Genomic DNA, 23532 nt, shown 5'->3' with positions numbered 1-23532 from the left:
GCTACGGCCCCAATCTTTCCAAAATTGCGGGCACATGCACCTGATCGGCCTTGTAATTGCCGGTCAGCGCATACATCACCAGATTGACGCCGAAGCGATAAGCCATCTCCCGCTGCCGCTCGCCGCCGGGCATCACGGCATGCAACGGCTTTCCGTTTCCATCGCGCGCCCAGGCGGCGGCCCAATCGTTGCCGCCCACAAGCAAGCCCGCAACGCCGTCATGCCGGGCCGAAGATTCGGGCTCCAGCCACAATGGCCCGCCTTCGGTGCGGCCCGGCGCGCCATCGAGCAGATAGAAGGCGCGCAGCAAAACATGTTCGCGCGGCAGCGGCATCAGCGCCGGCACATCGACGCCGCGCAAAATCCGCTCCAGCGGCACCGGCGCATCCAGGTTTGCACCGCCGCCATCGCGCGTGTCGATTAAAATCATCCCGCCATGCGCGAGATAGGCGTTGACGTTATCCGCCGCCGTCGGCTGCAGGGGCGGGGAGGCGGGCGAAGCGGTCCAGTAAATCAGCGGATAGAAAGCCAGCTCGTCGCGCGCCAGATCAACCCCCGAAACGCTGATTTCGTCGATCGCCGTGCGCTGCTTTAAAATTTCGGTAAGCGCGCGGAGCCCAGCCGCGGTTGTCGTATCGCTCACATAATCGCCGGTCTTGACGTAAGCGAGTGTCGTGATGCGCGCGGCATCGGTATCGTCCGCCCGCGCATGCGGCGCGGCGAAGCATAGCGCCGCCACAAGCGCGGCTGCGGCCCCGCGCGGCATGCGGCGCCTGATAAAACCGCGCAGCCAAAGTCCGGCCAGCCAGTCGGCCAGCAAAAGCAGGCATGCGGCCATAAGCAAGGACGGGCGGAAATCGATGCCGCGCGCGCCTTCCGCCAGCGGCTTCAACGGCGCGGCGCCGAAGGGCTGCAAATCGCCGATCGTTTCGCCAAGGTTGAAAGCATGGCGCGCCGCCGCGGTGCCGTAAAAGCCGGGCGGCTGATGCGCATTGGGCACGGTCTGCGCCAGCGTTTCTGCCGTAAGCGGCAGCGTGACCGGCGGCGGCGGCGTTTGCAGCCGCCCGAATCCGTCCAGCACCGAAAGCGGCGGGAGCGTACCCAAAAGCAGCGGGTCTTCCGTTCCGGCCGCAAGGCCTGTGATGCGTTCCAGCATTTGCACGAACAGGCCCGAAAGCGGCAGCGTGGACCAGCCGGCGCGCGCCGGCACATGGAACAGCACGATCATCCCGCGCCCTGTTTTGTGCGCGGTCACGAGCGGCGTGCCATCGGCCAGTTGCGCCCATGTGCGTTCGGGCAAATCGGCCGTCGGTTCGGCCAGCACCTGCCGGCTCACCGTCACGTCGGGCGGAATTTCAAGCCCCCGGAACGGGGAAGCGGGCGGAAAGGCATCAAGCGTTTGCGGGTTTGCCCAGGAAAGCGAACCCCCGAGCGCGCGGTCGCCCGCGCGCAGCCGCACCGGCAAAAGCGCATCGCCCGGCTTTTCCTCGTGGCTCATTTCGTCCTGCAAATTCGGGCCCGCGAAGCGCACCAGCACGCCGCCGGCCTTGATCCAGCGGCGTAAATCCTCGGTATGCTCGTTATAAGGCAGGTTGTGCGTGACGATCAGAATCGAAATATCCTTTTCCAGCAAATCGCGCCAGTCACCGGTCACGGTTGCCGCAAATGGTTCGATCGCGCGGGCGGGGTAATAAAGATCGCTAAGCAAGGGCCGTTCCTTGAGCGCGCTTTCGTCGCCCGAAAGCCCGATAAGGTGCCGCCGCCACTGTTCATCGAGCAAAAGCGTGGCGGCCGCGCCGCGGCGGCGCTCGAGCGTCAGCGCCGTGACCCGGTTGCGAATCTCGCGCGGCAACGCAAGCGTAACGCCCACATGGCTTGCGCCGCTGGTAAAGCTCGCGCTCTGGCGCGCGATCACGGCGCCGTCCGCGCCCTGCGCCGCCACCGTAATGTCGGCGGCGCCGCTGGCGGGCGTGCGGCTTACGGTCACGGTCAGCGCATCGCCCGCAATTTGCGGTGCGTGCAGCACGAAAATGCTTTCCTCCCCCGCAAACACGTCAACCGGCCCGGCATCGTGCAGGTACGCATATAATGCATCGGTTTCCGGCGCACGCAGCCCGTCGCTGAACCATGCGGCATAGGTCTGCGCGGACAAGCCGCGTTCCCGCAAAAGCGCAAGCACGGCGGCATGCTCGGTGCGCCAGGGCTGCGGACGCATGGTTTCAAGCAGATGCGCAAGCGCCTGCGCGGGCTGCGGCCCCGTCAGGCGCACGGCGCCGGTTTCGGCATCCGGCGCGGTCGGCAGCAATATCACATCGCGCCCTTCCCGCGCCGCCTGCGCGAACAGCCGGCGCGCCGCATCCTGCCGCGCCGCCCAGCCATAGGCGGCGGCCCAGCCGTTATCGATCACGGCCAGCACAGGCCCCTTGCCCGGCAATGCGGCGGGCGGCTTATAAAGCGGCTGCGCCGCACCAAGAATAACGAGCGTCGCGATCAAAAGCCGCAACGCCAAAAGCCACCATGGCGTGGTGGCGGGCGTTTGTTCATCCTGCACAACATCGCGCAAAAGCACCGCGCCGGGAAAGCGCAGCTTGCGCGGCGGCGGCGGCGTAAGCCGCAAAAGCCACCACAGCACGGGCAGCGCCAGAAACGCGGCCAGCGCCCAGGGCGCGGCGAAGCTTAAAAGCGCGGTCATGCCCGCCCCGCGGCCCGCGCACCTTGCCGGCGGTTATTTTGCTGATGTTCCGGCGGCTGCAGCCATGTGAACAATTGCATCAAACATGCGCGCGGGTCGGATGCGGTATCGTGCACTAGGAAATGCCAGCCCGCCTGCCGCGCCAGCGCGCGCACAGCTTCCTGCCGCTCGGTCATGCGTTTGCGGTAAAGATCCGCCAGCGCCTCGGCCCGGCGCAAATCGAGCGGCTCCGCGCCTTCGCTGTCTTCCATCAAAACATGCCCCGCGAAGGGGAATGATATTTCCGCGGGGTCGAGCACCTGCACGAGCGCGCCGCTGCAACCGCGCGTAGCCGCGCCCTGCAGCGCAGCCGCGAGCGCCGGAAGCGGCATCAGAAAATCGCTGAACATCGCGGCGACGCCGTTGCGCGGCAATGCGGGCGGATGCGGCAATGCGCCCGCGCGCGCCTGCCGGCTTAAATATTGCGCCAAACGGGGCAATGCGCCGCGGTTGCGCAAAGGCGCGCGCTGCTCGCCGTTCAGCGCCAGCACCTGCTCGCCCCCCCGAAGCGCGAGGCAGCCAAGCGCGCAGGCAAGCAACAGCGCACGATAGGATTTGGAAGAATGCCGGTCGTCGGACGCATAATGCATGGAAGGCGAAAGATCGGTCCAAAGACAAAGCGTCTGCACCGCTTCCCATTCATGTTCGCGCACATAGATGTGTTCGCGCTTCGCCGATTGGCGCCAGTCGATGCGCGCCGCGTCGTCGCCCGGGCCGTAGCGGCGGAATTGCCAGAACCCTTCGCCCACGCCGGGCCTGCGCCGCCCGTGCGCGCCGCCATGAAGGCCTGCCGCAAGGCGTGCCGCGCCGAGCTGCAGCGGCGGCAACGGCGCCGCCAGCGCCAGCGCCAGTTCTTCAAGTTGCGGCGCACGCCAGCTCATGGCAGCTCTTGCACCAGCAAGCGGTCAGGCATCCCCGAAGCGCCTAAATGCTCTTCCGAATCTTCTTCAGGTGTCGGCATATAAACCATGCCCGCATGATCACGGCCCATGCAGTTGTTGTTGTAAGCTACCTTAAAATAATATTCGCCCATCGTGGGTATTATGCCCACGATTTTCTCGTCAGCAATAAAGATAAACTTCCATAAAGAGTCATCATCGACATTGAAATCTTCAAGCGTAAGTCCTGAAATATCCGCCTTAACAAGCTGCTTGAGTTTTTTTTCATCCCGGGTCGGCGTATATGGCGAAAGCACGCATACTGTATCCCAATCGAAATTGGCCACATCCCTGAAATAAATTTTATCCTCGCCTTGCTCTATTTTCTTGTCCGCTGCGGCAAAGAAATCTTTTTCTATTTGCGGGCGAAGAAACAACGTAACGGGATGAATAGACATCACAAACACAGCCAGCAGAGCAATCAGCGCAGTCAACGCATAAACCGCGTTCCTGAACCATCGCCATGCGGTTTTTGCGGCTTTCCCGGCAGCCATGGAACTACCCGGCCGCTTCGGCCAGCAGCGCGATAATGTCTTTCAGTTGCACGCCCTCGGCGCGCGCGGAAAATTGCAGCGCCATGCGATGCTGCAGCGCGGGCATAAGCAGCGCCAGCACGTCATCGAGCGAGGGGGAAAGGCGGCCATCGAGCAGCGCGCGGGCGCGGCTGGCCAGCGCGAGCGCCTGCGCCGCACGCGGCCCCGGCCCCCACGCCACATATTCCTTCACCGCGTCGATATTCGTGCTTTCCGGCCTGCCCTGCCGCACGATGGCCATGATCCCGTCCACCACGCGGTCGCTGATCGGCATGCGGCGCACCAGCTTCTGCGCCGCCAGCAATTGCGCGGCGCTGAAGCGCGGCGTCACCGCCGCATCGTTCGCGCCGGTGGTCGCGATGGTCATGTGCCGTTCGGCGGCGGCATCGGGGTAATCGATATCGATCTGCAACATGAAACGATCGAGCTGCGCTTCGGGCAGCGGGTAGGTGCCTTCCTGTTCGATCGGGTTTTGCGTCGCCAGCACATGGAACGGCGCGGGCAATGCGTGATCCTGCCCCGCAATGGTCACGCTGCGTTCCTGCATCGCCTGCAAAAGCGCCGATTGCGTGCGCGGGCTGGCGCGGTTGATTTCGTCCGCCATCAGAAGCTGCGTGAAAACGGGCCCGTGGATAAAGCGGAAAGCACGGCTGCCGCTTTCGGTTTCCTCGAGGATTTCTGAGCCGAGAATATCGGCGGGCATCAAATCGGGCGTGCATTGCACGCGCGCCGCGCGGATCCCGAGAGAGCGCGCAAGCGTATCAACCAGTTTCGTTTTGCCAAGGCCGGGCACGCCGACCAGCAAAAGATGCCCGCCCGAAAGCAGCGCGATCAGGCTTTGTTCGATAACCTTTTCCTGCCCGAAAATCGCGGCGCCAATCGCGGTACGCACATCTTTCAATTGCGCGGCCGTGCTCGCGGTTTCGGCGATCAGATCTTCCATGCCCGCGCCCGAAGCGTTGGGCGTGGCGCGGCGCGGGTTGGGGGCGGCGTCGGTTGCCGGGGTTATATGGCTCGTCACGGGGCTGGTCTCCGGGATAGTCGCATCGCGCTTTGGCGGCGCAGGTTCTGCGACACATCTTAGCGGTGCATGGGCCGCTTGGCCAGCCTTCAGGCGGTCTGCAGCGCTTCGGGTTCGCCGGTCCCGGCGGCGGCCGGCATGCCTGCGCGGGGCGCAAAAACCTCATCCCAGTTGCGGCGCAGCGCGGCATCAAGCTCGGCCATGCTTACGCTGCGGCCGGTATCGCGGCCAAGCGCTGCAAGCGAGGTCACGCCATGTTCGCGGATCCCGCACGGCACGATGCCGCGGAAATGTGCAAGATTGGGCGCAACATTGATGGCGACGCCGTGGAAGGTCACCCAGCGCCGCACGCGCACGCCGATGGCGGCGATCTTTTCTTCGTTGCCCGCATGATTGACCCAAATGCCGATGCGCCCCTTGCGGCGGCCCGAAACCACGCCGCAATCGGCGAGCGAGGCGATCACCCATTCTTCAAGATCGCTGATATAGCCGCGCAAATCCGGGCCGCATGCGCCATGGCGGCGGCGCAGATCCATCATCACGTAAGCGATGCGTTGCCCGGGGCCATGATAGGTATAGCGCCCGCCGCGCCCGGTCTGGAAAACCGGCATGCCGTTCGGGTTCAGAAGCTCGGCGGGGTCGGCGCTGGTGCCGGCGGTGTAAAGCGGGGGATGTTCGAGCAGCCAGACTTTTTCGCGCGCCGCGCCATCAATGATATCGCCGACACGTTCTTCCATCGCCGCCATCGCGTTCGCGTAAGGAACGGGAGCGGCGCTGACGGTCCATTCTATGCTGTGGCCGGTAGGGAGGGACGCGGTCTGCATTGGCTCATCATAAACCATTTCGCACCCGCAACAAAGCCCGTCTTATATGCCATTAACTCATTGACTATATTGTAGAATTCGCGCTGCTTGTCGGGCCGACAGGCCTTTGCTACACACAGTGTCCCACCCAACCAGAATGTGCGGTCGTGGCGGAATTGGTAGACGCGCAGCGTTGAGGTCGCTGTGGCAGAAATGTCGTGGAAGTTCGAGTCTTCTCGACCGCACCATTTTTCTAACCTCATGCAACAGACGGGTCACGGCCGCCATGCGCTCCGTCCTGCGCTCAAAAATACATAAGGCGACCGTCACGGACGCCGATCTTTCCTACATCGGCAGCATCACGCTCGATATGGATCTCGCCGACAAGGCGGGTCTGTGGCCGGGGGAAAAGGTCATGGTCGTGAGCAACACATCGGGTGCGCGGCTTGAAACCTATGTGATTGCGGGCGAGCGCGGCAGCGGCACGGTGTGCATGAACGGCGCGGCGGCGCATTTGATCAAGAAGGGCGAGGAAATTATCGTCATGGGCTTCGAGCTGACCGAAACCCCGGTTACGCCGAAATCCATCCTCGTCGATGCGCGCAATCGCTTCGTGCGGTATCTGTAGTTTCAGGCGGCGCTTTCCTTGTTGCCGCTTTCCGCGTCTTCGCCGGTATCGTCGGCGCTCGCATCGAGCATATCGTCGCTTTCATCGCCCACGGTCACGATCTCGTCCGCCTCGCCCGCTTCTTCTTCCGGCGCGGCGGGGGCGGCGGAGGCGGGCACCGGCACGGCTTTGGGGCGGCGCGAAAGGAAGCCGGTATTGGCGCGCTCGACCGCTTCAAGCTCTTCGGCCGTCATGTCGATATAGGCAACCAGCGTAAGCAGCGCGTTGCGGACCGAAGCGGTATCGGCCTTGCTATGCGCGCCTTCGATCGCCTGCGCACCAACATAGGCGGCATAATCGGCGAACTGGCCGTAAAGCGAAGCAACCTTGCGCCCGAGCGAAGCACCAAGCAGGCCGATCTTGCTTACATGCGCCTGGAACACGATGGTCCGCAAACGCGGCCACTGGCCGATACCCTTGCCGTCCGCCTTCATATCGTGCGTTAGCTGTTCGGCCTTGGTCATGCAGATGCCGCGCGCCGCCGCCAGCTCGCCGCGTAGCGCAGCCGCGAGCGCGCGCCGTTCGCGGCGTTCGCTTTCGCTGCGCGCAATGCTCTGCCACAGCGTGTTGACCACGATATAAAGCAAAAGCAGCCAAACCGGCAAAAGCCAGTTGCCGTCCGCGCTTTTTGCTTGTTCGGGCAAGGCGGGGGCCTGCACCGGCGCCGGCGCTTCAATGGCCGCAGATGCGGGCGGCGGGGTTTCGGCTGCGGCTTCTTCTATATCCGCATGCCAGAGGCCGAGCTTTTTGCTCTGCGCCTTTTCTTCGGCCATTTCATAGGCGGCGGCGATATCCGCGCCATCAACGCTGCCGCGCGCCACAACCGCGTAGCCGTCGCGCAGCATCGCGAGCCCGAGATCGGGCGTTTTTTCCGTGCCGCACAGCGCAAGCAAGCGCCCGTCGCGTGCGCGGTCGCGCACCTCGCACGTCACTTCGGCGCCCGCCACCAGTTTATCAAGCCGCTGGCGCGCCTGCGGGCCGAGCGGAGCGGAAAGCTGCGGCGGCACCACGCCGAACAAACGCATTTCCTGTCCGCGCACCTGCAAATGTTCGCCGTCCAGCACCACGGCATCGCCGCTGATCTCGTCGCCCACAGCGATCTTGGGGGCTTTCTTGCCGCTCTCCAGCTTTTGCGAAGCCACGGGCGTACGCGGCGCGCGTTTGGGCGGCGGCATGTCATCGAGCGCAAAGGCGGCCGCAGCCGGCAAGCTGCCGGCCAGAAAAATCATGGATATCAGGAAGATAATAAAACGCATCGCGAAACTCCCTCCGCCAGCCTGATCTTATAGTAAGGTATGGCGGAAAAGACAAAAACTCTCTCATGCCCGCCTTTGGTGCCTTTTTATGGAACGATCCTGGACAATAGAATGCGCCGCCAGGCCGGTGCTGCTTTTTCTGCATAGCGAACCGCCCGTTTCCGATACGGCGCACCATGCAAGCGTATCCGCCGCCGAACGCAAGCGCGCCGCTGCCATGAACGCGCCCGCCCGCGCGCATACTTTCCTTTTTGCCCGCGCCTGCCTGCGCCGGCATCTCGGGCACTTGCTGGGCATAACGCCCGAAGCCGTGCCCGTTACGCTGCTTGAAAACGGCAAACCGGTTTTGCCCGGCGGCGAAGCCGCCTTCAGCCTTTCGCACAGCACCGGGCCGGATGGCACAAGAATCCTGATCGGCATCATGCGCGGCGCGGGCTATCTTGGTGTCGATCTCCAGCATATGGGCCCGGCCACGGATATCGAAGCGATCGCGAAGCGCTTTTTCAGCGCAGAGGAAAACGCCGAACTTGCCGCCGTGCCGCCCGCTTCGCGCCGCCGCACGGGCTTCGATATATGGTGCAAACGCGAGGCGCGCTTCAAGCTGGGAACAAATGATGCGCGCGCGGCCTTCGCGGACGGCGCATTGGATGATGGTTTTGTCTATGCGGTCTGCGCCGCCTAGTTTTCCACGCCGTTTGCTTTTTTCAATGGCGCGTAATCTTCTTCAAGTATGCGATCCGCCTGCCGCTGTACGCGCATGAAAACAAGGTCCGTCACGTTCGCATCTTTCAAAAATCCGCGCCGCTCCATCGCGGCGGCCAGCGGGTTGTGCAATGCCTTGTGGTAACCGAGATTGACGGGGATCAGCCCGTTCGGCCAGAACCAGTAAAGCGGCATCGCGCAATACAGGAAAACGGCGGCCGCAAACAGCGCCAGCGGGGTCTTGCCGGGCACGGAGGCAGCTTTTTCCCGCGGCGGCGCGTGCAGACAAAAAAAACAGACCAGCACAAGACAGTTTCCCAGCGTCGCCAGCGCAGCGTAGCGCGAATAATCGTAGCCCACCAGCACCGCGAAATAGGGAAAGGTAAATGCCGCCGCAAACCCGGCAAGTTCGGGCAAGCCCAGCCGTCGCGGCCCGCCCGCATGGCCTTGCCCGGGCACCGCGCAAAACCACAGCGGCAGAATGGCCAAAAGCGGATACAGGCAACCCGCCGCCGTCATCGGCAAATTATCTTCCCAGAAATAGGCCATGTCGTAAAAATTCGCGAGCGAGGATTTATTCAGATAGGCCAGAACCTTGCTGCCGAAATCCGGCGTCATGCCGTATTGCCCGAAAACATCGATGAATTGCACGGCGGCAGGGCTGATCGCGGCGGCAAACAGACATATGACGAAGCCCGCCAGCGCGGCGGGGAAAGCGGCGCGCTGCGCGCGCGTACGCCCGAACCACGCAACACACAGCGCAACAGGCAGCAGGATAAGCCCCGCCATTTCATGCACCTGCATGCCCGCCAGAAGCAGCGCCATGAAAACAACTATGCGCCCGCTCAGAATAGCCAGCGTCGCACAGATGCAAACGGCAATGATGATGTTATCGGGGATGCCCGGGTAAATGATCAGGTAGGGCAGCAGCGGAGAAACAAGGAAAAACCCGAGCGTACAAAAGAATGCGGGCCGGGGAAGGCGATGAAGCGCGAACAGCAAAAGCAGCGCGGCGGCACACAGCGCGGCGGCATTGAATACAAGGGTTGCGGCATTGATAAAGGCGGCGGGGTCGGCCGCATCGATGAACGGCGCCGCAAGCGCGCCCAAAAGCGCGCGGCGCACATAGCCAAATTCATAGGTAACGTACCAGAAATACCTGAACCAGCCGCCGAACGCTTCAAACGCGTTCGGCTGCGCACGAAAGGCGGAAGCCGTTACGGCGGCCAGAAACAGCAAAAAAACCCTGGCATTCCGCCGGTGCGGGCGCGGCGTGCCACTACCCATATATCAGCCCCGCGAAGCACAGCGCGAACAAGGCGGCGCAGGCCAGCATGGGCCGGTCGCGGTACAAAAGCGCGACCGGATCGCCCCCGCCCGCAGGCGCAAGCTGCAGATAACGCATGATCCCGAACAGCACGAACAGCGCGGACCATGTCACATGCGGCCCGAACCGGGTTTGCGCATAGTCCGAAATGCAGAAAAGCACATAGGTCGCGGCCAGCGCAGCCGCCAACACGGTAATGATAACGCCAAGATAGGCGGGGTCATAGGTTGCCGCCATCGTCATGGCTTTATCCTTTTCGACCGCCGCGATATCGCCGCGCCGCTTGCCGGCCGCAAGCATCAATGCGAGCAAGCCCGTTACCGCGACGATCCAGCCGGTTAGCGGCTCGTCTATCACGCTGCCGCCCGCAAAAAGCCGGAAAATATACCCGCTCGCCAGCAAAAAAAGTTCAAGCACCGGCACGCGTTTCAGCCCCAGCGAATACCCCGCATTGACGCCAAGGTAACACAGCACAATGGCATTGAAGGCCGCAGGGGCTTGCATGCCGTACATAAGCGCCGCGCCACCGGCCAAAAGCACGGCCAGAAAAATGGCGGCCGCGCGCGGCGAAAGTTTTTGCGTTGCCAGCGGGCGGCGGCGCGTGCGCGGGTGCGCGCCATCAGCCATGCGGTCGCAAAGGTCGTTGAACACATAAACCGCGCTGGCGGCGATACAGAAAAGCACGAAGGCCATCGCTAGCTGCGCGGCATCCGTATCCGCCATGCGGCCGGAGAAAAAAGCGGGCAGCAGCACGAGTGTGTTCTTGATCCAGTGCTGCGGCCGCATGATGGCGATAAGCGGCGGCAAAATGCCTGTTTGCGGGGCGTTGTTTTTCATCATTTCCTGTTTACACGCTCTGTCCGCGCACTGCCAGCCACGAAGCGGCGGCCCGCGCCGCCAGCGCCATCACCGTCGCCTGCGGATTGACCCCGGGCGCTTCCGGCATCGCGCTGGCATCCGCGATCACGGCATTTTTAAACCCGTAAAGGCGGCCAAACGGGTCCACCGCGCCCTGCGCGCGGTCCCCGTGCATGGGACAGCTGCCCATAAGATGGATCGCCATCATCTGCGCCCGCGCGGGCGCGCTTTCCATGATCCGCATCGCATCGATCGCACTTTCGCTGTCCCAGCCAGGGTGCCCAGCAAGCGAAGGGATAACGCGCCGCGCCCCTGCCGCCAGCAAGGCACCGGCAAGGCTTTCCAGCCCGCGCGCCAGCGCGGCGCGGTCGGTATCGGTCGGCGCATAGCGCACAAGCGGCTCCGCCATGCCCGGCAATGGCCGCACCCGCCCGCGCGCCTGCGCGCGCGCCATCGTGTAATAAAGCGCGCAATCGCGGTGACGGGGCAACAGCGCGGCGCGGTCGCGCCAGTTTTCCGCCAGCGCCATGCCAAAAAACCCCGGCGTGAAAACCGAGCCGCCCATGCGCAGCGAAGGCATGAATTCCGTTATCGCCGCCAGCGGCACGCGTTCGGCCATGGCGCCCGTGGGTTCACCGAAATCGGCCAGAACTTTCAGCACAGGATGCAGCCGCAAACTGTTCCCGATATTTTCCGTAATGCCGCTGCGGCGAAGCAGCGCGGGCGTATGGATCGCGCCCGCGGCAAGGAAAAGTTGCTTGCACGCAATATGCACGCGGCGGCGCTGGCCGTCCGGCCCGGTCGCATGCGCTTCCACGCCCCGCACAACCGCCCGGCCGCCCGCGCCGCGCTTCCATATGATTTTTCGCGCCTCGCATTGCGCCACAAGCCGCATGCCGCGTGCCTGCGCGCGCGGCAATAACGTTGCCGTCATCGAATGTCTGCGCCCGCCATCCGCGGCGCGGACAAGCGCTTCATGGCGCAAGCCCTTGCGCTGCGCGCCAAGCTGCAACAAACCGGCTACGCGGCCCGGCGGGCCGGTTTCCGGCGGTGCGGCCGGCACAAGTTCGGCCCACACCTTGTCATAATAGGGCCGCAGCGCGTCCGCGCCGAAATCCGCCAGCGCATGGATACGCGCCCATTCTTCGAGCAACGCATCCGGCACGCGCTGCATGATCCCGCTGTTAATTTCGGTGCCGCCGCCGACGCAGCGCGCCTCGGCATACGCAACCGGGACGGGGCCGAATGCGGCCGTTAGCCCGCCGCCGCGCCACATCGCCTGCACCTCGCTTGCGCTTGTCTTCGGCATGGCGCTTTGCGGCACATAAGGCCCTTCCTCGATCATCAGCACGTCCGCCCCGGCGCCCGCCAGCGCGTCAGCCGCCATGCAGCCGCCCGCGCCGGAGCCGACAACCAGCACCTCGCAATCCAGCGCGGCCGGCAACGAAAGCAAAAAATCGCCGTTCATGCCGCGCGCTCCCACAAAGCCTGCACGCGCCCGTCATCGCACCATGCAAGCAGCGCGAGCGTGCGGTAAAATCGCACATGCATGCGCGCGGGCTGCCATGCATTCTCCCATCGCTCAAGCAGCGCGGGCGTTGCCGGACGAAACAGCGAAAACAGTGCAAAAAGAATATCGAGCGTACAGATGGCGGCGCGGGTATAAAACGGCGCGCGCGCCAGCGCCGCATCAATATAGGCCGCGATATCGCCGCACACGGCATCCCGTGCGGGCGCGTCAAGCACGGGCCAGCCGGGCAGCGCGGCCCGTATGATGGCCCGGCGCGTCACGATGCTTTTCCCCCCATGCGCAGCAAAAAACGCACGAAATGCAGCATGCCTTGCCGTACGGGCCTTTTGTGCAGCGACGCATCGTGCCCGGCTTCGCCATCGCCATGGCGGCAATACCAGTCATAACCTTCTGTCAGAAGCGTGCGGTTATCATGGCGCGCGCGGAAACCAAGCATGCTGCGCGCCGGCTCCATATCGAAATAGAACGGTTTGTGATAGGTGCGGTAATGCCACGGCGCCAGCGGCGAAAGCCGCATGATATCGAGCAGCCGCAGCGCGGCGATTGCGGGCCCGGAAGGCAAACTTATAACGCGCGAACCCGTTCCCGCATACCGGCACAGAAATTCCAGATCGCCGCGCAGCGTGCCGAAATTCTCTGCGCCTATGTTAAAAGCGCCGCGCGCCTTGCGCGCGCAACACAAAAGACCGGCCTGCGCGATATCATCGACATGTACGAACTGGAACAAATTATCGCCGCTGCCGAACACCGGAATGTTGGCGCCCGCCCGGATCCATGAAAACAGGATCGCGAAAATCCCGAGCCGTCCGGGGCCGATCACGGTGCGCGGCCTTATCACGGCGGCAGGGAACCCGCTTTCCATTGCCGCCAGCACAAGGTCTTCGCCCGCCTTTTTTGCCCTGCCATAGGCTTCGAACGGCACGCGCGGCGATGCGCCCGTCACCGGCACGTTTTCGGGCACGCCAAACACGGTGCTCGATGACATATGCACGAATCTTCGCACGTTCGTGCGCCGCGCGGCTTCCAGAACCGTGCGCGTGCCCTCCACATTCACATGCCAAACCCGCCGTCTGTCCCTGGACAGCGGCACCAGCGCGGCGTTGTGATGCACGTGTGTTACGTCCTGCATCGCCGCACCAACGGCAGCGGCATCGGTCACATCGCCCTGCACAAAGGAAACGCCCTGCGGCAAATCGGGAGCGCGCCACAGGTCAAAAACCCGCACATGCGCGCCGTCGGCCAAAAGCGCGCGCGCAATCGCCGCGCCCACAAAGCCCGAACCGCCGGTGACCAAATGAACCATGTTTTATGCCTTATGCAGCAAGCGAATGCCAAAGATGGCAAGCCGGTCCGGCTTTGGCAAATGGCCGGTCAGGGCGGCGCGGCGGCAGCGCAGCCTTCCACCGACAGGCAGGCCCGCAAACCGTGGCTCATGCGCTTGAGCGTATCGCGGTCATGCGGGTCCGCGCTTGCGGGCCGCGGCGGCGCGGGTGGCAGTTCGCCTGCCTGCCTGCCAATATGCGCCTGCAGCGCGCGGGCCGCGTCGGCCAGCGGCGCATGCATTTTCTGGTGATAGGCAATATTCACCTGGCACAGCCCGAACGGCCACAGCAGCATGACCGGCGCGGCACAATATAAAACAAAGGCCGGCGCGGCTAGGGCGATGCGCACAGGCGCGGGCGGCGCGGCAGCAGCAGCGGGCGCGGCAAGGCGGGTAAGCGCATAGACCGCAAGCAGCGCATTGGAAAAAGTCGCGAAGGCGGCAAGGCGCGAGGTATCGAGCGCGAGCGCGAGCGCGCCATAAGGCAAAATCACAAGCACGCCCCCGCCAAGCCACATTTTCCAGCCCGCACCGGGCGCGCGCAAACGCCACGCGCCAAGCGCCAGCAACGGCACAACTGCAAACAGCGGGTAAAGCGCGGCAATCAGGCTGCCTGCGGGAAAATTGCGCCACAGCGTCAGCGTTTCTCGCACGTTGTCGGCTAGCGGCAGGTTAAGATACGCTACGATATCCTGCGCCAGTGAAGGCGGCATGCCGTAAAGCACATATTTTTCCGCCATGTCCATGGTGGCCGGGTTCAAAATGCCGGCAACGAAAACAAAGGCGGCCACGGCGCACGCGCCAAACGCGGCTTTCTTCCCGCCGCGCGTTCCCAAAAGCGCGGCGCAGCCGGCCAGCGGCAGCAAAACCACCACGGCTTCCTCATGCACCAGCGCGCCGATTGCAAAAAGCGCGGCAAAGACCCATGCATGGCCGCGCATCAACGCCAGCGTCGCGGCGGTGCATAAGGCAAGGATAAAGCCGTCCAGCGCCCCATCATAAGGCATCAGATAGGGCAGCATGGGCGTTGTCGCCACAAAAATGGCGAAGGCTGCGAACAGCGCACGGTCGCGCCCACGCCACACAATCAGCAAAAGCACGGCGACGCCGGCGACGGCCAGCATGTTCACGGCAATCGTCGCGGCGGCGATAAAGTCAGTAGTGGCGGCGGGATCGCTCAGAAACGGTTTCGCCAGCGTGCCCGCAAGCCCGCGGCGCACGAAGCCGTGTTCGTAATCCGTCAACCAGTTATGGCGCCACCATATATTGGAAAAACCGCAGGCGCCCGGCTGCCCGCGCAACATCGATACAAGGGCCAGCAGGCCCATGAACAGGAAACCGCCAACAGTTTTTGCGGCGGCAGGGGCGGGCATACAGGGTTATTCTTCTTCCGCTGTTGCGGCGGGGGCGGATGGCTTGCCTTCGGCAACATCGCCCGCGGGCGCCAGAACAGTGATCGCCTGCGGCGCAACGATGTCGGTATCTTTTACGGCAAGTTCCTTCTTGGCACTTTCCAGTATGTCCGATTCCCAAAGCAAAAGGACATAGGGCCTGTCGCCGCCGGCAAACAAATGCATCCACAGCATGTTGCGCAGCCAGTCGCCCATCCCGCCGAGCTTCGTTGTCATTTGCCGCCATGATTGCGCAGGAATGGTCTGTACTTCAATCTGCTCAAGTTTCCCGGCCGGCGCCCTGTCAACAAGGCAGCCCGCCCTGTAATAACCCTTGGAAAACCTTGTCACCAACGGATTGTCGAACCATTGTATGGCTATTTTCTTGCACGGCGGAAGGCCCGGGTTTATGAAGGTCGCCGCATAGAAAGCCCCGATTATCTCGATTGTCTTGCGTTCCGTGATGGTCCGTTCGACATACAGCATATGCATGGCCGGAAGATTCACGGTTTCCGTATCGGGTTTGCCCGCGAACAGCCAAGCGCCCCCGCCCAGCAACGGCAGGATGACCAGCGCCGCGATGATGATCAGCGTCCATTTCAGCTTATTGGACAATACAGTTCCCCTGTTGCCGTGATGCTGGAAACAACACTATGCAGTGTATGCGCTTTTTATCCAATGGCAAGCGCAGGTGCGCTAAGCCCTGCCTAGCTGTTGCAGGCGCAGAAACGAACATAAACGCTCGCCGGGGTTGCGTCACAGGTGCCGCCCTGCGTGCAACGATAATAGCTGGTGCCATAATAGGTATAATACATACAGCCCATCGCACCTAAACTGGAGCAATCCACCCCGTTGGTAGCCGCCGTCGCGCCGAAATGCGCGCCGACCGTGCCGCAAGTCGTCCAGTTGCCGCCCATGCCTGATACGCCCGTGGCGTCGCAACCGCCATGGCTGCCGCAGAAAGTGTTGCAGGATTGACCGGACGAGGCCTGATAATAACAAACGCCGCTTGAACACCAGCCGGCGCAGGTCGCCACGCTGCAGCTCGCGTTCGTATAGGTTCCGCTTAACACGCCCGACGTGCAGGTCCGCGTCTGCGATACGCAGCTGGCGCCGCAGGCAACAGAGCTGGCCTGATAGGCCGTTACACCCTGCCCGTTATTGATCGTACCGCCCCATGGCAGCGTGCACGAACATTCCCCGATCGTCACGCCGCTCGGCGGGTTGTTGTAAAAGCTTGCCCACTGCGCCGAATCCACGTTGCTCACGGCGCACACCGTGGTGCCCGAACTGTTCGTCACGCGCTTGCAGGTGGTAAAGGCGGTAATATCCTGGCTCGTGCCGGTTGTTACCAATGTGCACGAATTACTTTGCGCCAGCGCAGGGGCGGCGGAAAACAGAAGCACGAAAAGGGCAAGAAGGGGGAAAAGCCTGCGTATCATAAGTTATTTGCCTTTCTTGTTTGCCGTCGCCGCAGCGTCCATACCGGGGATTACCTGCACCTGCAGCCAGCCCTTGCTGGTGCAAACATCAAGCCAGCCGGCTTCAAAGCGCGCAGTGTTCAAATATTCCTCGGCACATACCGGGACGGGACCAACGAAAAACTTGCCGGGCATTACAATGTTGTTCGGAACGCCGAACGAATCTTCCGGCTTGATCATCGCGGCCTTTTTGCCGCCGGCTGCCAAACCCGGCACCGGCTTCCAGCCGCCCTTGGCGCAGATAACAGGTTCCTTGCCTTGCTCATAGCGCACAAGATCGATGTTGCCGGCGTTGCATTTTACCTTGCTGCCGACGAACAGCGGCCCGTCCATGAACACGCCTTCAGGCTTGGGGGTGGCGACGCAGGCGGCCAGCAGAAGCGTGGCGGCCATGAAAACCGGGGCGGCAAGTGCGCGTTTCATCAGCATGCTTATCCGCATAGCATAAGATTCGCGCCCTGATAAGTTCCTTCATGAACTTCGCGGCGGCGCAGGGAAGATTTTTTCGCCCCTGCGGGCCGCGGCCTGCCCCGCCTGTCAAAATACGAAAATATGTTAGTCTTTACAGATAGTTAGATGGTGGCTTGCCTGCAGCCGCGCCAATCGCCATGTATGGGGGCAAATTCCGTTCGCGCGCAAGGAACCAAAATGGCTGAACAAACACCCGTTACCGTCCTTACCGGCTATCTCGGAGCCGGGAAAACCACGCTGCTCAACCGCATTTTGTCGGAGCAGCACGGCAAGAAATATGCCGTGGTGGTGAACGAGTTCGGCGAGATCGGCATCGATAACGAGCTTGTCGTGAACAGCGACGAGGAAATTTTCGAAATGAACAACGGCTGCATCTGCTGCACGGTGCGCGGCGATCTCATCCGCATCCTCGGCGGGCTGATGAAGCGCGCCGGCGGCTTCGACGGCATCATCATCGAAACCACGGGCCTCGCTGATCCCGGCCCGGTGACACAAACTTTTTTTGCCGACGAGGACGTGGCGGCAAAAACCCGGCTCGATGGCATCGTCACGGTGACGGATGCGCGGTATTTGCCCCTGCGCCTCAAAGACAGCCGCGAAGCGGCGCAGCAAATCGCCTTCGCCGATATCGTGCTGCTCAACAAAACCGATCTTGTGTCGCCGCCCGAACTTGACGCGATCGAACGCACGATCCGCAGCATCAACAGCACCGCAAAAATCATCCGCGCCGAAAAATGCGCGGTGCCGCTTGAAAGCGTGCTCGGGCTCGGCGCTTTCGATCTCAAACGCATCCTGGAGCGCGACCCGCATTTTCTTGAACCCGAAAAGGCGCACGACCATCATCACGATCATGGACATGATCACGATCACACATGCGACGAACATTGCGGACACGATCACGATCATGCCCATGCGCACGAACACAAACACGGGCACAACCACGTGCATGAAAGCGGTATCGCAAGCCTGTCGTTCAGCAGCGAAAAACCGCTCGATCCCGCGCGTTTCGAAAACTGGATGGCCGATCTGCGCGCCAACAAAGGCCCGGATTTGCTGCGCTACAAGGGCATCCTTAACCTCAAGGGCAGCGAGGAAAGGTTCGTCGTGCAGGGCGTTCACATGATGATGGATGCGGCCACGCTGCCGCCCTGGAAAGCGGGCGAAAAGCGCATCAGCCGTCTGGTTTTCATCGGCCGCGACCTTAACGAAGCCGAACTGCGGGCCGGCTTCGAAGCCTGCGCCGCCTGATGGGCGCTGCAACTTCCGCCATCGCCCGGGAATGGCAACTGGGCGCGCCTGTCGTGGGCATGTGCACCAACCTGCAGGGTAGCTGGCTCGGCATCGCGCTGGGTGACGGGCGGCTCGCGATGCTGAAGGCCGAAGAATTTCCCGATAACCCCAAATTCGTTGCCTTGCATGAAGGCGTTGCGCTGTCGCTGGCGCCCGATGCCGATGGCGCGGGGTTTCTTACGGGCGGCGATGACGGGCGCGTATGCGTGATCGAGCCGTCTTCGGACGCACCGACTATACTGGCAGAACATAAAGGCAAATGGATCGACCATGTCGCCGCCAGCGGCAAGGAAGGTTTGCGCGCCTATGCCATCGGCAAGGAACTTTTTTTGCTGGATGCGGAAGGCAAGCAGGCGGGCGCGCCGCTCCCGCACCCTTCTTCCATCGGCGGACTGGCCTTCACGCCCAAGGGCAAGCGCATCGCCGCCAGCCATTATAACGGCGTCAGCCTGTGGTGGACGCATGCGCGCGAACAGCAGCCGAACGTGCTGGCGTGGAAGGGATCGCATCTCGGCATCCTCTGGCACCCGGAAGGCAAGATCGTCATGACCACGATGCAGGAAGGCGCGCTGCATGGCTGGCGCCTGTCCGACATGAATGAAATGCGCATGGCGGGTTATGCCGGCAAGGTCCGTTCCATGGCATGGACCGCCAAATCGAAATACCTCGCCAGCTCCGGCGCGGGGGTGCCGGTATGCTGGCCCTTCACCGGCGGCGGGCCGTGGGGCAAGCCCCCCCTGACGCCGGGCAGCGAGCGACCCGCGCTTGTGACGCAGGTCGCGCCGCATCCGCGCGATGAAATGCTGGCAGCGGGCTATGCCGACGGCGCGGCCGCGCTGCTGCCGCTCGATGGCCGCAGCATCGATGTGATGATTGCGCCGGCGGTGGAAGGCGGCGCCATCGCGGGCCTTGCATGGAACGGGGACGGCGATTGCCTGTTCGCGGCGCGCGAAGACGGCACGCTTATGTTATTCACGCTGCAAAGCGTCGGGCGCGCGGTCAAGGGCGGCAAACCGTAGCGCCGGTCAGCCGTGCCGCGCGAAGCGCGCCGCCGCCCAATAGCCGAGCTTCTTCGAAGGCACCTCGGTAAGGTGATACAGCAACGTCGCCAGCGCGAAGCTGACGATAAAAATCGCGACGCATATCCCCCAATAAGGCAATGCGGTGGAAAGTTTGGAAGTTAAAACAAACAGCACCGGCAAATGTAAAAGATAAAACCCGTACGCCACGCGCCCGAGCCGCGGCAACGGCGTTGCCATGAAAACGCGCTGCGTCCAAGGTGAAAAACTGCACAACGCCACGATCGTGGCCACGGCCGCGCCGAACAGAATATCGAGCACATGGTATGTGGGCAGGCACATCACCCATATCACCGCCACCCAAAGCGCCGCCACGCCCCAGCGCGGCATGTGCGCGATCAGTGCGCCGATCTGTTCGCGGTGCCGGACAAGCAAAATACCGGCTATGAAGAATGGGATGAACCGCAGCGTGATCAACCAGCTGACGAACGCGTTTTCGGTTTCGCACAGCCACATATTGCTCTGCCCCGATGCCACGATGCCGGCGGTGCCAATAACGAACATCGCCGCACCCGCCAGCAATGCGCGCGGGGTCGAACGACAGAGCGGAATCAGCAGCGGAAAGATCAGCGATATGCGCACTTCATGCACCAGCGCCCACACAACGGTATTGAGCGTTTGCATACTGGTCACGCCGGTCAGCGCCAGCTGTTCATAAATACTTTTCCATGTCAGCGGCGCATGCGCGATTCCCGGGCGCCCCAGCATCAGGAAATCATTCAGCCACGGCCACGGCGTCAACGGAGTGTGATTGATGGTTGATATCAGGCTTTCGGCCGGCATGGTGCTCCACGGCGTCCATGTGAAATACAGCGGTGTAATCGAAGAGGCGTAGAAAAGCACGGTCGAAACAAGCGTGGCAGCGGCAAAGGGAACATAAAGCCGCGCCGCGCGCTTGGCCGCGAAAGGCAGCCAGCCCAAAGGGCGCGGCCCGAAAAACGGCAATGCCATCACATAACCGCTCAGCACAAAGAACACGATCGGAGCGTTGTGGTTGATGAAAACATAGAACGGAAAGAAATTGATAAAATCATCGACCGATTGCCCCGGCCACGTGCTGTAGGTATGCGTGAAAAAGACGCAAAGCGCCGCCAGCCCGCGCAAGGCATCGAGCGCGGCAATGCGCCCGGGTGCCGCATGGACACCGCCTGCTGCCGTCATTTGCTTCTCGTGGTTGTCTGGCCGGGAAAGCCCGCGGCCATACGTCCAAGCCTGCGCCCGATTTTTATCGACCACAGTTCAACCGTGTAATAGTGCGCGGTCGATAGCACAAACGTAAACACCAGGGCGGTAAGGCAAACAGCGCCGTAGGGAAATTGGCCCGCCATCTTCTGCATAACCATGGCAAGAAGCGACAAATGCAGAATATAGAAACTGTAGGTTGTCTTGCCCAACCATGGCAGCGGCGTGCATTCCAGAATCTTTTGCGTGCCGGCCGAGTGCACACACAGGCAAACAGCCACAGAAATCGCAAAGGCAAACAGGGGCGCCAGCACATGGTAGTCGGGCAAGGCAAACACCGACACAACAAGTAACCACGTCGCAAGGATCTTCCATCGCGCCATCTTGCCGATCCGTTCCGCCAGAACGGGGCTATGCTTCGCCAACAATATGCCGATAATGAAAAATGCCGCAAAACGCAGCGTGATCAGCCAACTGACCCAGAAATTTTCAGTCTGATGCAGCCACATATCGCTATCGCCTGTCACGACAATGGCGGCCGACGCAGCCGTATAAAGCGCGGCGGCAACCAACAATGCACGCCGCGTATCACGGCACAGTATAATGAGCGCCGGGAAAACCATAGACAGGCGAATCTCGTGCACCAGCGACCAGACAACGCTGTTCAATGTTGTGCTTGAACTTGTCCCGGCAAGGGACAACAGGTCGAGAACATGCTCCCAACTAGATGGCGTGGGCATTACATAAAAAACCCCCAGCATCAAAATCCGGTTGATAGCGTCATCGGCAAAAAGTTCTGTCGGCTCAACATGGGGGTAAGAAGACATTATTTGCCCGCCATCCGACAACACCCAATAGCGGTCGAGCACCAGCGTATTCGTTATGTGATACAAAAAAAACACCAGTAACGTGGTCGTTACCAAAGGTATATACAGCCTGCAAAAGCGCTTGACCATAAAAGGCAGCACGGCGGGTGCGCGGCCCCCGAAAAAAGGCAGCGCCAACACATAGGCGCTCAGTATATATAGCGCCGATATAATCGCTACAGTATTGAAAAGAGAGGAAAACGGAAACAGATGCCACCAATCGGCCGTGCTACGGCCCTGCCACGCAAAATCGATGTGTACAAGAAAAACACATATAACCGCGATGCTGCGCATCGCATCCAGCCCGACCAGACGCATAGGCACCGATGGCACCGCGGCACGTACTGCGTCAGGCATGGGCCGGGTCACCTTTCCTGCAATTTCCGTTTGCTGTCTTCCTCGGCCAGAAGCGCCTTGCGGTCGAGCTTGCCGATCAGCGTCTTGGGCAGCGCGGCACGGAATTCAACCAGCTTCGGCACCTCGATCTTCGACAGTTTATCGGAAAGAAAGTGCAGCAGCGCCGGCTCGTCCAGCTCGACCCCGGCCTTCAGCTTGATCCAGGCCTTCACGGTCTGGCCGCGATACGGATCGGGCACGCCGGCGACGATACATTCTTCCACCCCCGGATGCAGGTAGATCGCTTCCTCCACATGGCGGGGGTATATCTTGTATCCGCCGGCCGCGATCATATCCTTGATACGATCGACGATAAAAATATAGCCTTCCGCATCCATATACCCGACATCGCCGGTATGCAGCCGTGGCCCTTCCGGCGTTTGCACAAGTGCGTGCGCGGTTTCGTCTTCGTTGTTCCAGTAGCCCAGCATCACCTGCGGACCGCGGATGCAAACTTCGCCCTTTTCGCCCTGCGGGCGCACCGTCGCGCGATCTTCGAGGCTGACAATCTCGAGCACCGTGCCCGGCAGCGGCAGCCCGATCGAACCGGATTTATTGATCCCGCCGCTGTCGCCCGAAACCGGGTTGCAGCTGGCAACGGGGCCGCTTTCGCTCAAGCCATAGCCTTCGGCAAGGATACAGCCCGTCAATTTTTCGAAATCGCGCTTCACTTCCTGCGGCAGCCCGGCGCCGCCGGAAATGCAATAACGGATCGAGGAAAGATCGTATTTCGCCAGCCCGGGATAATTGCTGATCGCGTTGTAAATGGTGGGCACGGCGGGGAACAGGGTCGGCCGCTTTTTATGGATGGTTTTCACGAGCTGGTCGATCTGGAAGCGCGGCAGCAAAATCATCGCCGCGCCGGTCATCAGCGCGAAATTCATGCATGCCGTCATCGCGAACACATGGAAGAACGGGATCACGCACATCATGCGCTCCTGCCCCGGCCGCACTTCCGGGCACCACAGCACCGATTGCAGCGCGTTCACGGTGATGTTGGCGTGGGAAAGCATCGCGCCCTTGGGCACGCCGGTGGTGCCGCCCGTATATTGCAAAACCGCCACGTCGCGCGCCGGGTCCACGCTGGCGGGCGTATATTTGCCGTCGTTTTCGATCAGGCGCGCATAGGCTGTGTGGCGGGTATCGTCCGGCGCGGTCGCGATCTGCGCGCGCTTGAAGATTGAAAACAGAATGTTTTGCGGAAAGGGCAAAATATCCTGCATCCGGCAAACAATCACATGGCGCAACGGCGTGGTATCCAGCAATTTCGCCAGTTTGCCGTAGGTCATTTGCAAATTCAGCGTCACCATAATCTCGGCGCCGCTGTCCTTGATCATGTTGCCGACCTCGCGCTCGGCATAAAGCGGGTTGAAATTCACGACCACCCCGCCGCACTTCAAGATCGCGTAGTACATGATCACGTAATAAGGCGTGTTGGGCAGGAAAAGCCCGATGCGGTCGCCCTTCTTCACGCCCAGCTTCTGCAGCCCCGCGGCGGCGCGCGAAGCCAGTGCCGCCACTTCTTTATATGTATAGGTCTTGCCGAGAAAATCGATGCACAGGTTATCGGGCCATTTTACACCCGCCTCCTCCAGCATCGCCGCGCCGGGCGTGGTGCGCAGCGTGCCGTTCCAGTCAACGGCGGCGGGGTAGCGGGTAAGCCATGGATGGGAAGCGTTTTCGGGCAT

The 23532-nt window shown here is 62.0% G+C and carries 22 protein-coding genes and 1 tRNA gene; 5 read left to right on the top strand and 18 right to left on the bottom strand.

Annotated features, from left to right (window positions below; genetic code table 11):
* Position 1: 1 nt before the first annotated feature.
* From GC131_08750 to lipB, 5 genes are all read right to left on the bottom strand, one after another.
* Complete coding sequence (locus GC131_08750; protein MBI1274151.1) at positions 2 to 2692, bottom strand: DUF4159 domain-containing protein; 2691 nt, start codon at positions 2690 to 2692, stop codon at positions 2 to 4.
* Positions 2689 to 3612, bottom strand: coding sequence for a DUF58 domain-containing protein (locus GC131_08745; GenBank protein MBI1274150.1), 924 nt, complete (start codon positions 3610 to 3612; stop codon positions 2689 to 2691). The genes GC131_08750 and GC131_08745 overlap by 4 nt, the downstream gene beginning before the upstream one ends.
* Positions 3609 to 4163 carry a hypothetical protein gene (locus tag GC131_08740; GenBank protein ID MBI1274149.1) on the bottom strand — a complete coding sequence of 185 codons (555 nt, stop codon included), beginning with the start codon at positions 4161 to 4163 and terminating at the stop codon, positions 3609 to 3611. Before GC131_08740 ends, GC131_08745 begins: the two co-directional genes overlap by 4 nt.
* 4 nt (positions 4164 to 4167) lie before the next feature.
* Entirely contained in the window at positions 4168 to 5145 is a 978-nt protein-coding gene (locus GC131_08735) for an AAA domain-containing protein (protein ID MBI1274148.1), read from the bottom strand.
* A gap of 167 nt (positions 5146 to 5312) precedes the next feature.
* On the bottom strand, positions 5313 to 6065 hold the full coding sequence (lipB, locus tag GC131_08730; GenBank protein MBI1274147.1) for a lipoyl(octanoyl) transferase LipB: 753 nt from the start codon (positions 6063 to 6065) through the stop codon (positions 5313 to 5315).
* Between the two features lie 122 nt (positions 6066 to 6187).
* On the opposite strand from lipB, the gene GC131_08725 reads away from it, so the two are divergent.
* Positions 6188 to 6274, top strand: a tRNA-Leu gene (locus GC131_08725).
* Positions 6275 to 6312: 38 nt separating this feature from the next.
* On the top strand, positions 6313 to 6654 hold the full coding sequence (locus GC131_08720) for an aspartate 1-decarboxylase (GenBank protein ID MBI1274146.1): 342 nt from the start codon (positions 6313 to 6315) through the stop codon (positions 6652 to 6654).
* A gap of 2 nt (positions 6655 to 6656) precedes the next feature.
* On the opposite strand, the gene GC131_08715 is transcribed toward GC131_08720, so the two are convergent.
* Complete coding sequence (locus tag GC131_08715) at positions 6657 to 7949, bottom strand: hypothetical protein (protein MBI1274145.1); 1293 nt, start codon at positions 7947 to 7949, stop codon at positions 6657 to 6659.
* 88 nt (positions 7950 to 8037) lie between these two features.
* On the opposite strand from GC131_08715, the gene GC131_08710 reads away from it, so the two are divergent.
* Entirely contained in the window at positions 8038 to 8631 is a 594-nt protein-coding gene (locus tag GC131_08710; protein ID MBI1274144.1) for a 4'-phosphopantetheinyl transferase superfamily protein, read from the top strand.
* Here the strand turns inward: GC131_08710 and GC131_08705 are convergent.
* The 9 genes from GC131_08705 to GC131_08665 all read right to left on the bottom strand — a co-directional run bounded on the left by GC131_08705 (position 8628) and on the right by GC131_08665 (position 16989).
* On the bottom strand, positions 8628 to 9938 hold the full coding sequence (locus tag GC131_08705) for a hypothetical protein (GenBank protein ID MBI1274143.1): 1311 nt from the start codon (positions 9936 to 9938) through the stop codon (positions 8628 to 8630). The genes GC131_08710 and GC131_08705 overlap by 4 nt on opposite strands.
* A complete protein-coding gene (locus GC131_08700; GenBank protein MBI1274142.1) occupies positions 9931 to 10818 on the bottom strand; it encodes a hypothetical protein in 888 nt (295 codons plus the stop codon). The genes GC131_08705 and GC131_08700 overlap by 8 nt, the downstream gene beginning before the upstream one ends.
* Before the next feature lie 7 nt (positions 10819 to 10825).
* A complete protein-coding gene (locus GC131_08695) occupies positions 10826 to 12304 on the bottom strand; it encodes an FAD-binding protein (protein MBI1274141.1) in 1479 nt (492 codons plus the stop codon).
* Entirely contained in the window at positions 12301 to 12627 is a 327-nt protein-coding gene (locus GC131_08690; protein MBI1274140.1) for a hypothetical protein, read from the bottom strand. The genes GC131_08695 and GC131_08690 overlap by 4 nt, the downstream gene beginning before the upstream one ends.
* Positions 12624 to 13670: an NAD-dependent epimerase/dehydratase family protein gene (locus tag GC131_08685; GenBank protein MBI1274139.1), complete on the bottom strand. Its 1047-nt coding sequence runs from the start codon at positions 13668 to 13670 to the stop codon at positions 12624 to 12626. The genes GC131_08690 and GC131_08685 overlap by 4 nt, the downstream gene beginning before the upstream one ends.
* Positions 13671 to 13738: 68 nt before the next feature.
* Positions 13739 to 15061, bottom strand: a complete 1323-nt coding sequence (locus tag GC131_08680; GenBank protein MBI1274138.1) for a hypothetical protein — start codon at positions 15059 to 15061, stop codon at positions 13739 to 13741.
* 6 nt (positions 15062 to 15067) lie between these two features.
* The gene (locus GC131_08675) at positions 15068 to 15694 is read right to left on the bottom strand and encodes a hypothetical protein (GenBank protein MBI1274137.1); all 627 of its coding nucleotides are present in this window, start codon (positions 15692 to 15694) and stop codon (positions 15068 to 15070) included.
* Positions 15695 to 15786: 92 nt separating this feature from the next.
* Positions 15787 to 16521, bottom strand: a complete 735-nt coding sequence (locus GC131_08670) for a hypothetical protein (protein MBI1274136.1) — start codon at positions 16519 to 16521, stop codon at positions 15787 to 15789.
* A 3-nt stretch (positions 16522 to 16524) separates the two neighbouring features.
* Positions 16525 to 16989 carry a hypothetical protein gene (locus GC131_08665; protein MBI1274135.1) on the bottom strand — a complete coding sequence of 155 codons (465 nt, stop codon included), beginning with the start codon at positions 16987 to 16989 and terminating at the stop codon, positions 16525 to 16527.
* A gap of 219 nt (positions 16990 to 17208) precedes the next feature.
* On the opposite strand from GC131_08665, the gene GC131_08660 reads away from it, so the two are divergent.
* Both GC131_08660 and GC131_08655 read left to right on the top strand, forming a co-directional pair.
* Positions 17209 to 18279, top strand: a complete 1071-nt coding sequence (locus tag GC131_08660; protein MBI1274134.1) for a GTP-binding protein — start codon at positions 17209 to 17211, stop codon at positions 18277 to 18279.
* Positions 18279 to 19340, top strand: a complete 1062-nt coding sequence (locus GC131_08655; protein ID MBI1274133.1) for a WD40 repeat domain-containing protein — start codon at positions 18279 to 18281, stop codon at positions 19338 to 19340. The genes GC131_08660 and GC131_08655 overlap by 1 nt, the downstream gene beginning before the upstream one ends.
* Before the next feature lie 6 nt (positions 19341 to 19346).
* Here GC131_08655 and GC131_08650 read toward each other — a convergent pair whose 3' ends face one another.
* The 3 genes from GC131_08650 to GC131_08640 are packed head-to-tail and all read right to left on the bottom strand — an operon-like array spanning position 19347 to position 23532.
* Positions 19347 to 20561: an acyltransferase family protein gene (locus GC131_08650; GenBank protein MBI1274132.1), complete on the bottom strand. Its 1215-nt coding sequence runs from the start codon at positions 20559 to 20561 to the stop codon at positions 19347 to 19349.
* The gene (locus tag GC131_08645; GenBank protein MBI1274131.1) at positions 20558 to 21805 is read right to left on the bottom strand and encodes an acyltransferase family protein; all 1248 of its coding nucleotides are present in this window, start codon (positions 21803 to 21805) and stop codon (positions 20558 to 20560) included. The genes GC131_08650 and GC131_08645 overlap by 4 nt, the downstream gene beginning before the upstream one ends.
* A gap of 8 nt (positions 21806 to 21813) precedes the next feature.
* Positions 21814 to 23532 (bottom strand): AMP-binding protein, encoded by a 1719-nt coding sequence (locus tag GC131_08640; protein ID MBI1274130.1) that lies wholly within the window; start codon positions 23530 to 23532, stop codon positions 21814 to 21816.

It is taken from the genome of Alphaproteobacteria bacterium, assembly GCA_016124955.1.
Classification (GTDB): Bacteria; Pseudomonadota; Alphaproteobacteria; order UBA9219; family RFNS01; genus RI-461.
Note: the sequence above shows the minus strand (reverse complement) of the source record. Positions and strands in the feature narration are given on the sequence as shown.

Bases quoted from the DNA above. Each gene is read 5' to 3' on its own strand.
- GC131_08750 (MBI1274151.1), bottom strand. From the start codon at position 2,692: ATGACCGCGCTTTTAAGCTTCGCCGCGCCCTGGGCGCTGGCCGCGTTT.
- GC131_08745 (MBI1274150.1), bottom strand. From the start codon at position 3,612: ATGAGCTGGCGTGCGCCGCAACTTGAAGAACTGGCGCTGGCGCTGGCG.
- GC131_08740 (MBI1274149.1), bottom strand. From the start codon at position 4,163: ATGGCTGCCGGGAAAGCCGCAAAAACCGCATGGCGATGGTTCAGGAAC.
- GC131_08735 (MBI1274148.1), bottom strand. From the start codon at position 5,145: ATGGAAGATCTGATCGCCGAAACCGCGAGCACGGCCGCGCAATTGAAA.
- lipB (MBI1274147.1), bottom strand. From the start codon at position 6,065: ATGGTTTATGATGAGCCAATGCAGACCGCGTCCCTCCCTACCGGCCAC.
- GC131_08720 (MBI1274146.1), top strand. From the start codon at position 6,313: ATGCGCTCCGTCCTGCGCTCAAAAATACATAAGGCGACCGTCACGGAC.
- GC131_08715 (MBI1274145.1), bottom strand. From the start codon at position 7,949: ATGCGTTTTATTATCTTCCTGATATCCATGATTTTTCTGGCCGGCAGC.
- GC131_08710 (MBI1274144.1), top strand. From the start codon at position 8,038: ATGGAACGATCCTGGACAATAGAATGCGCCGCCAGGCCGGTGCTGCTT.
- GC131_08705 (MBI1274143.1), bottom strand. From the start codon at position 9,938: ATGGGTAGTGGCACGCCGCGCCCGCACCGGCGGAATGCCAGGGTTTTT.
- GC131_08700 (MBI1274142.1), bottom strand. From the start codon at position 10,818: ATGATGAAAAACAACGCCCCGCAAACAGGCATTTTGCCGCCGCTTATC.
- GC131_08695 (MBI1274141.1), bottom strand. From the start codon at position 12,304: ATGAACGGCGATTTTTTGCTTTCGTTGCCGGCCGCGCTGGATTGCGAG.
- GC131_08685 (MBI1274139.1), bottom strand. From the start codon at position 13,670: ATGGTTCATTTGGTCACCGGCGGTTCGGGCTTTGTGGGCGCGGCGATT.
- GC131_08680 (MBI1274138.1), bottom strand. From the start codon at position 15,061: ATGCCCGCCCCTGCCGCCGCAAAAACTGTTGGCGGTTTCCTGTTCATG.
- GC131_08670 (MBI1274136.1), bottom strand. From the start codon at position 16,521: ATGATACGCAGGCTTTTCCCCCTTCTTGCCCTTTTCGTGCTTCTGTTT.
- GC131_08665 (MBI1274135.1), bottom strand. From the start codon at position 16,989: ATGCTGATGAAACGCGCACTTGCCGCCCCGGTTTTCATGGCCGCCACG.
- GC131_08660 (MBI1274134.1), top strand. From the start codon at position 17,209: ATGGCTGAACAAACACCCGTTACCGTCCTTACCGGCTATCTCGGAGCC.
- GC131_08655 (MBI1274133.1), top strand. From the start codon at position 18,279: ATGGGCGCTGCAACTTCCGCCATCGCCCGGGAATGGCAACTGGGCGCG.
- GC131_08650 (MBI1274132.1), bottom strand. From the start codon at position 20,561: ATGACGGCAGCAGGCGGTGTCCATGCGGCACCCGGGCGCATTGCCGCG.
- GC131_08645 (MBI1274131.1), bottom strand. From the start codon at position 21,805: ATGCCTGACGCAGTACGTGCCGCGGTGCCATCGGTGCCTATGCGTCTG.
- GC131_08640 (MBI1274130.1), bottom strand. From the start codon at position 23,532: ATGCCCGAAAACGCTTCCCATCCATGGCTTACCCGCTACCCCGCCGCC.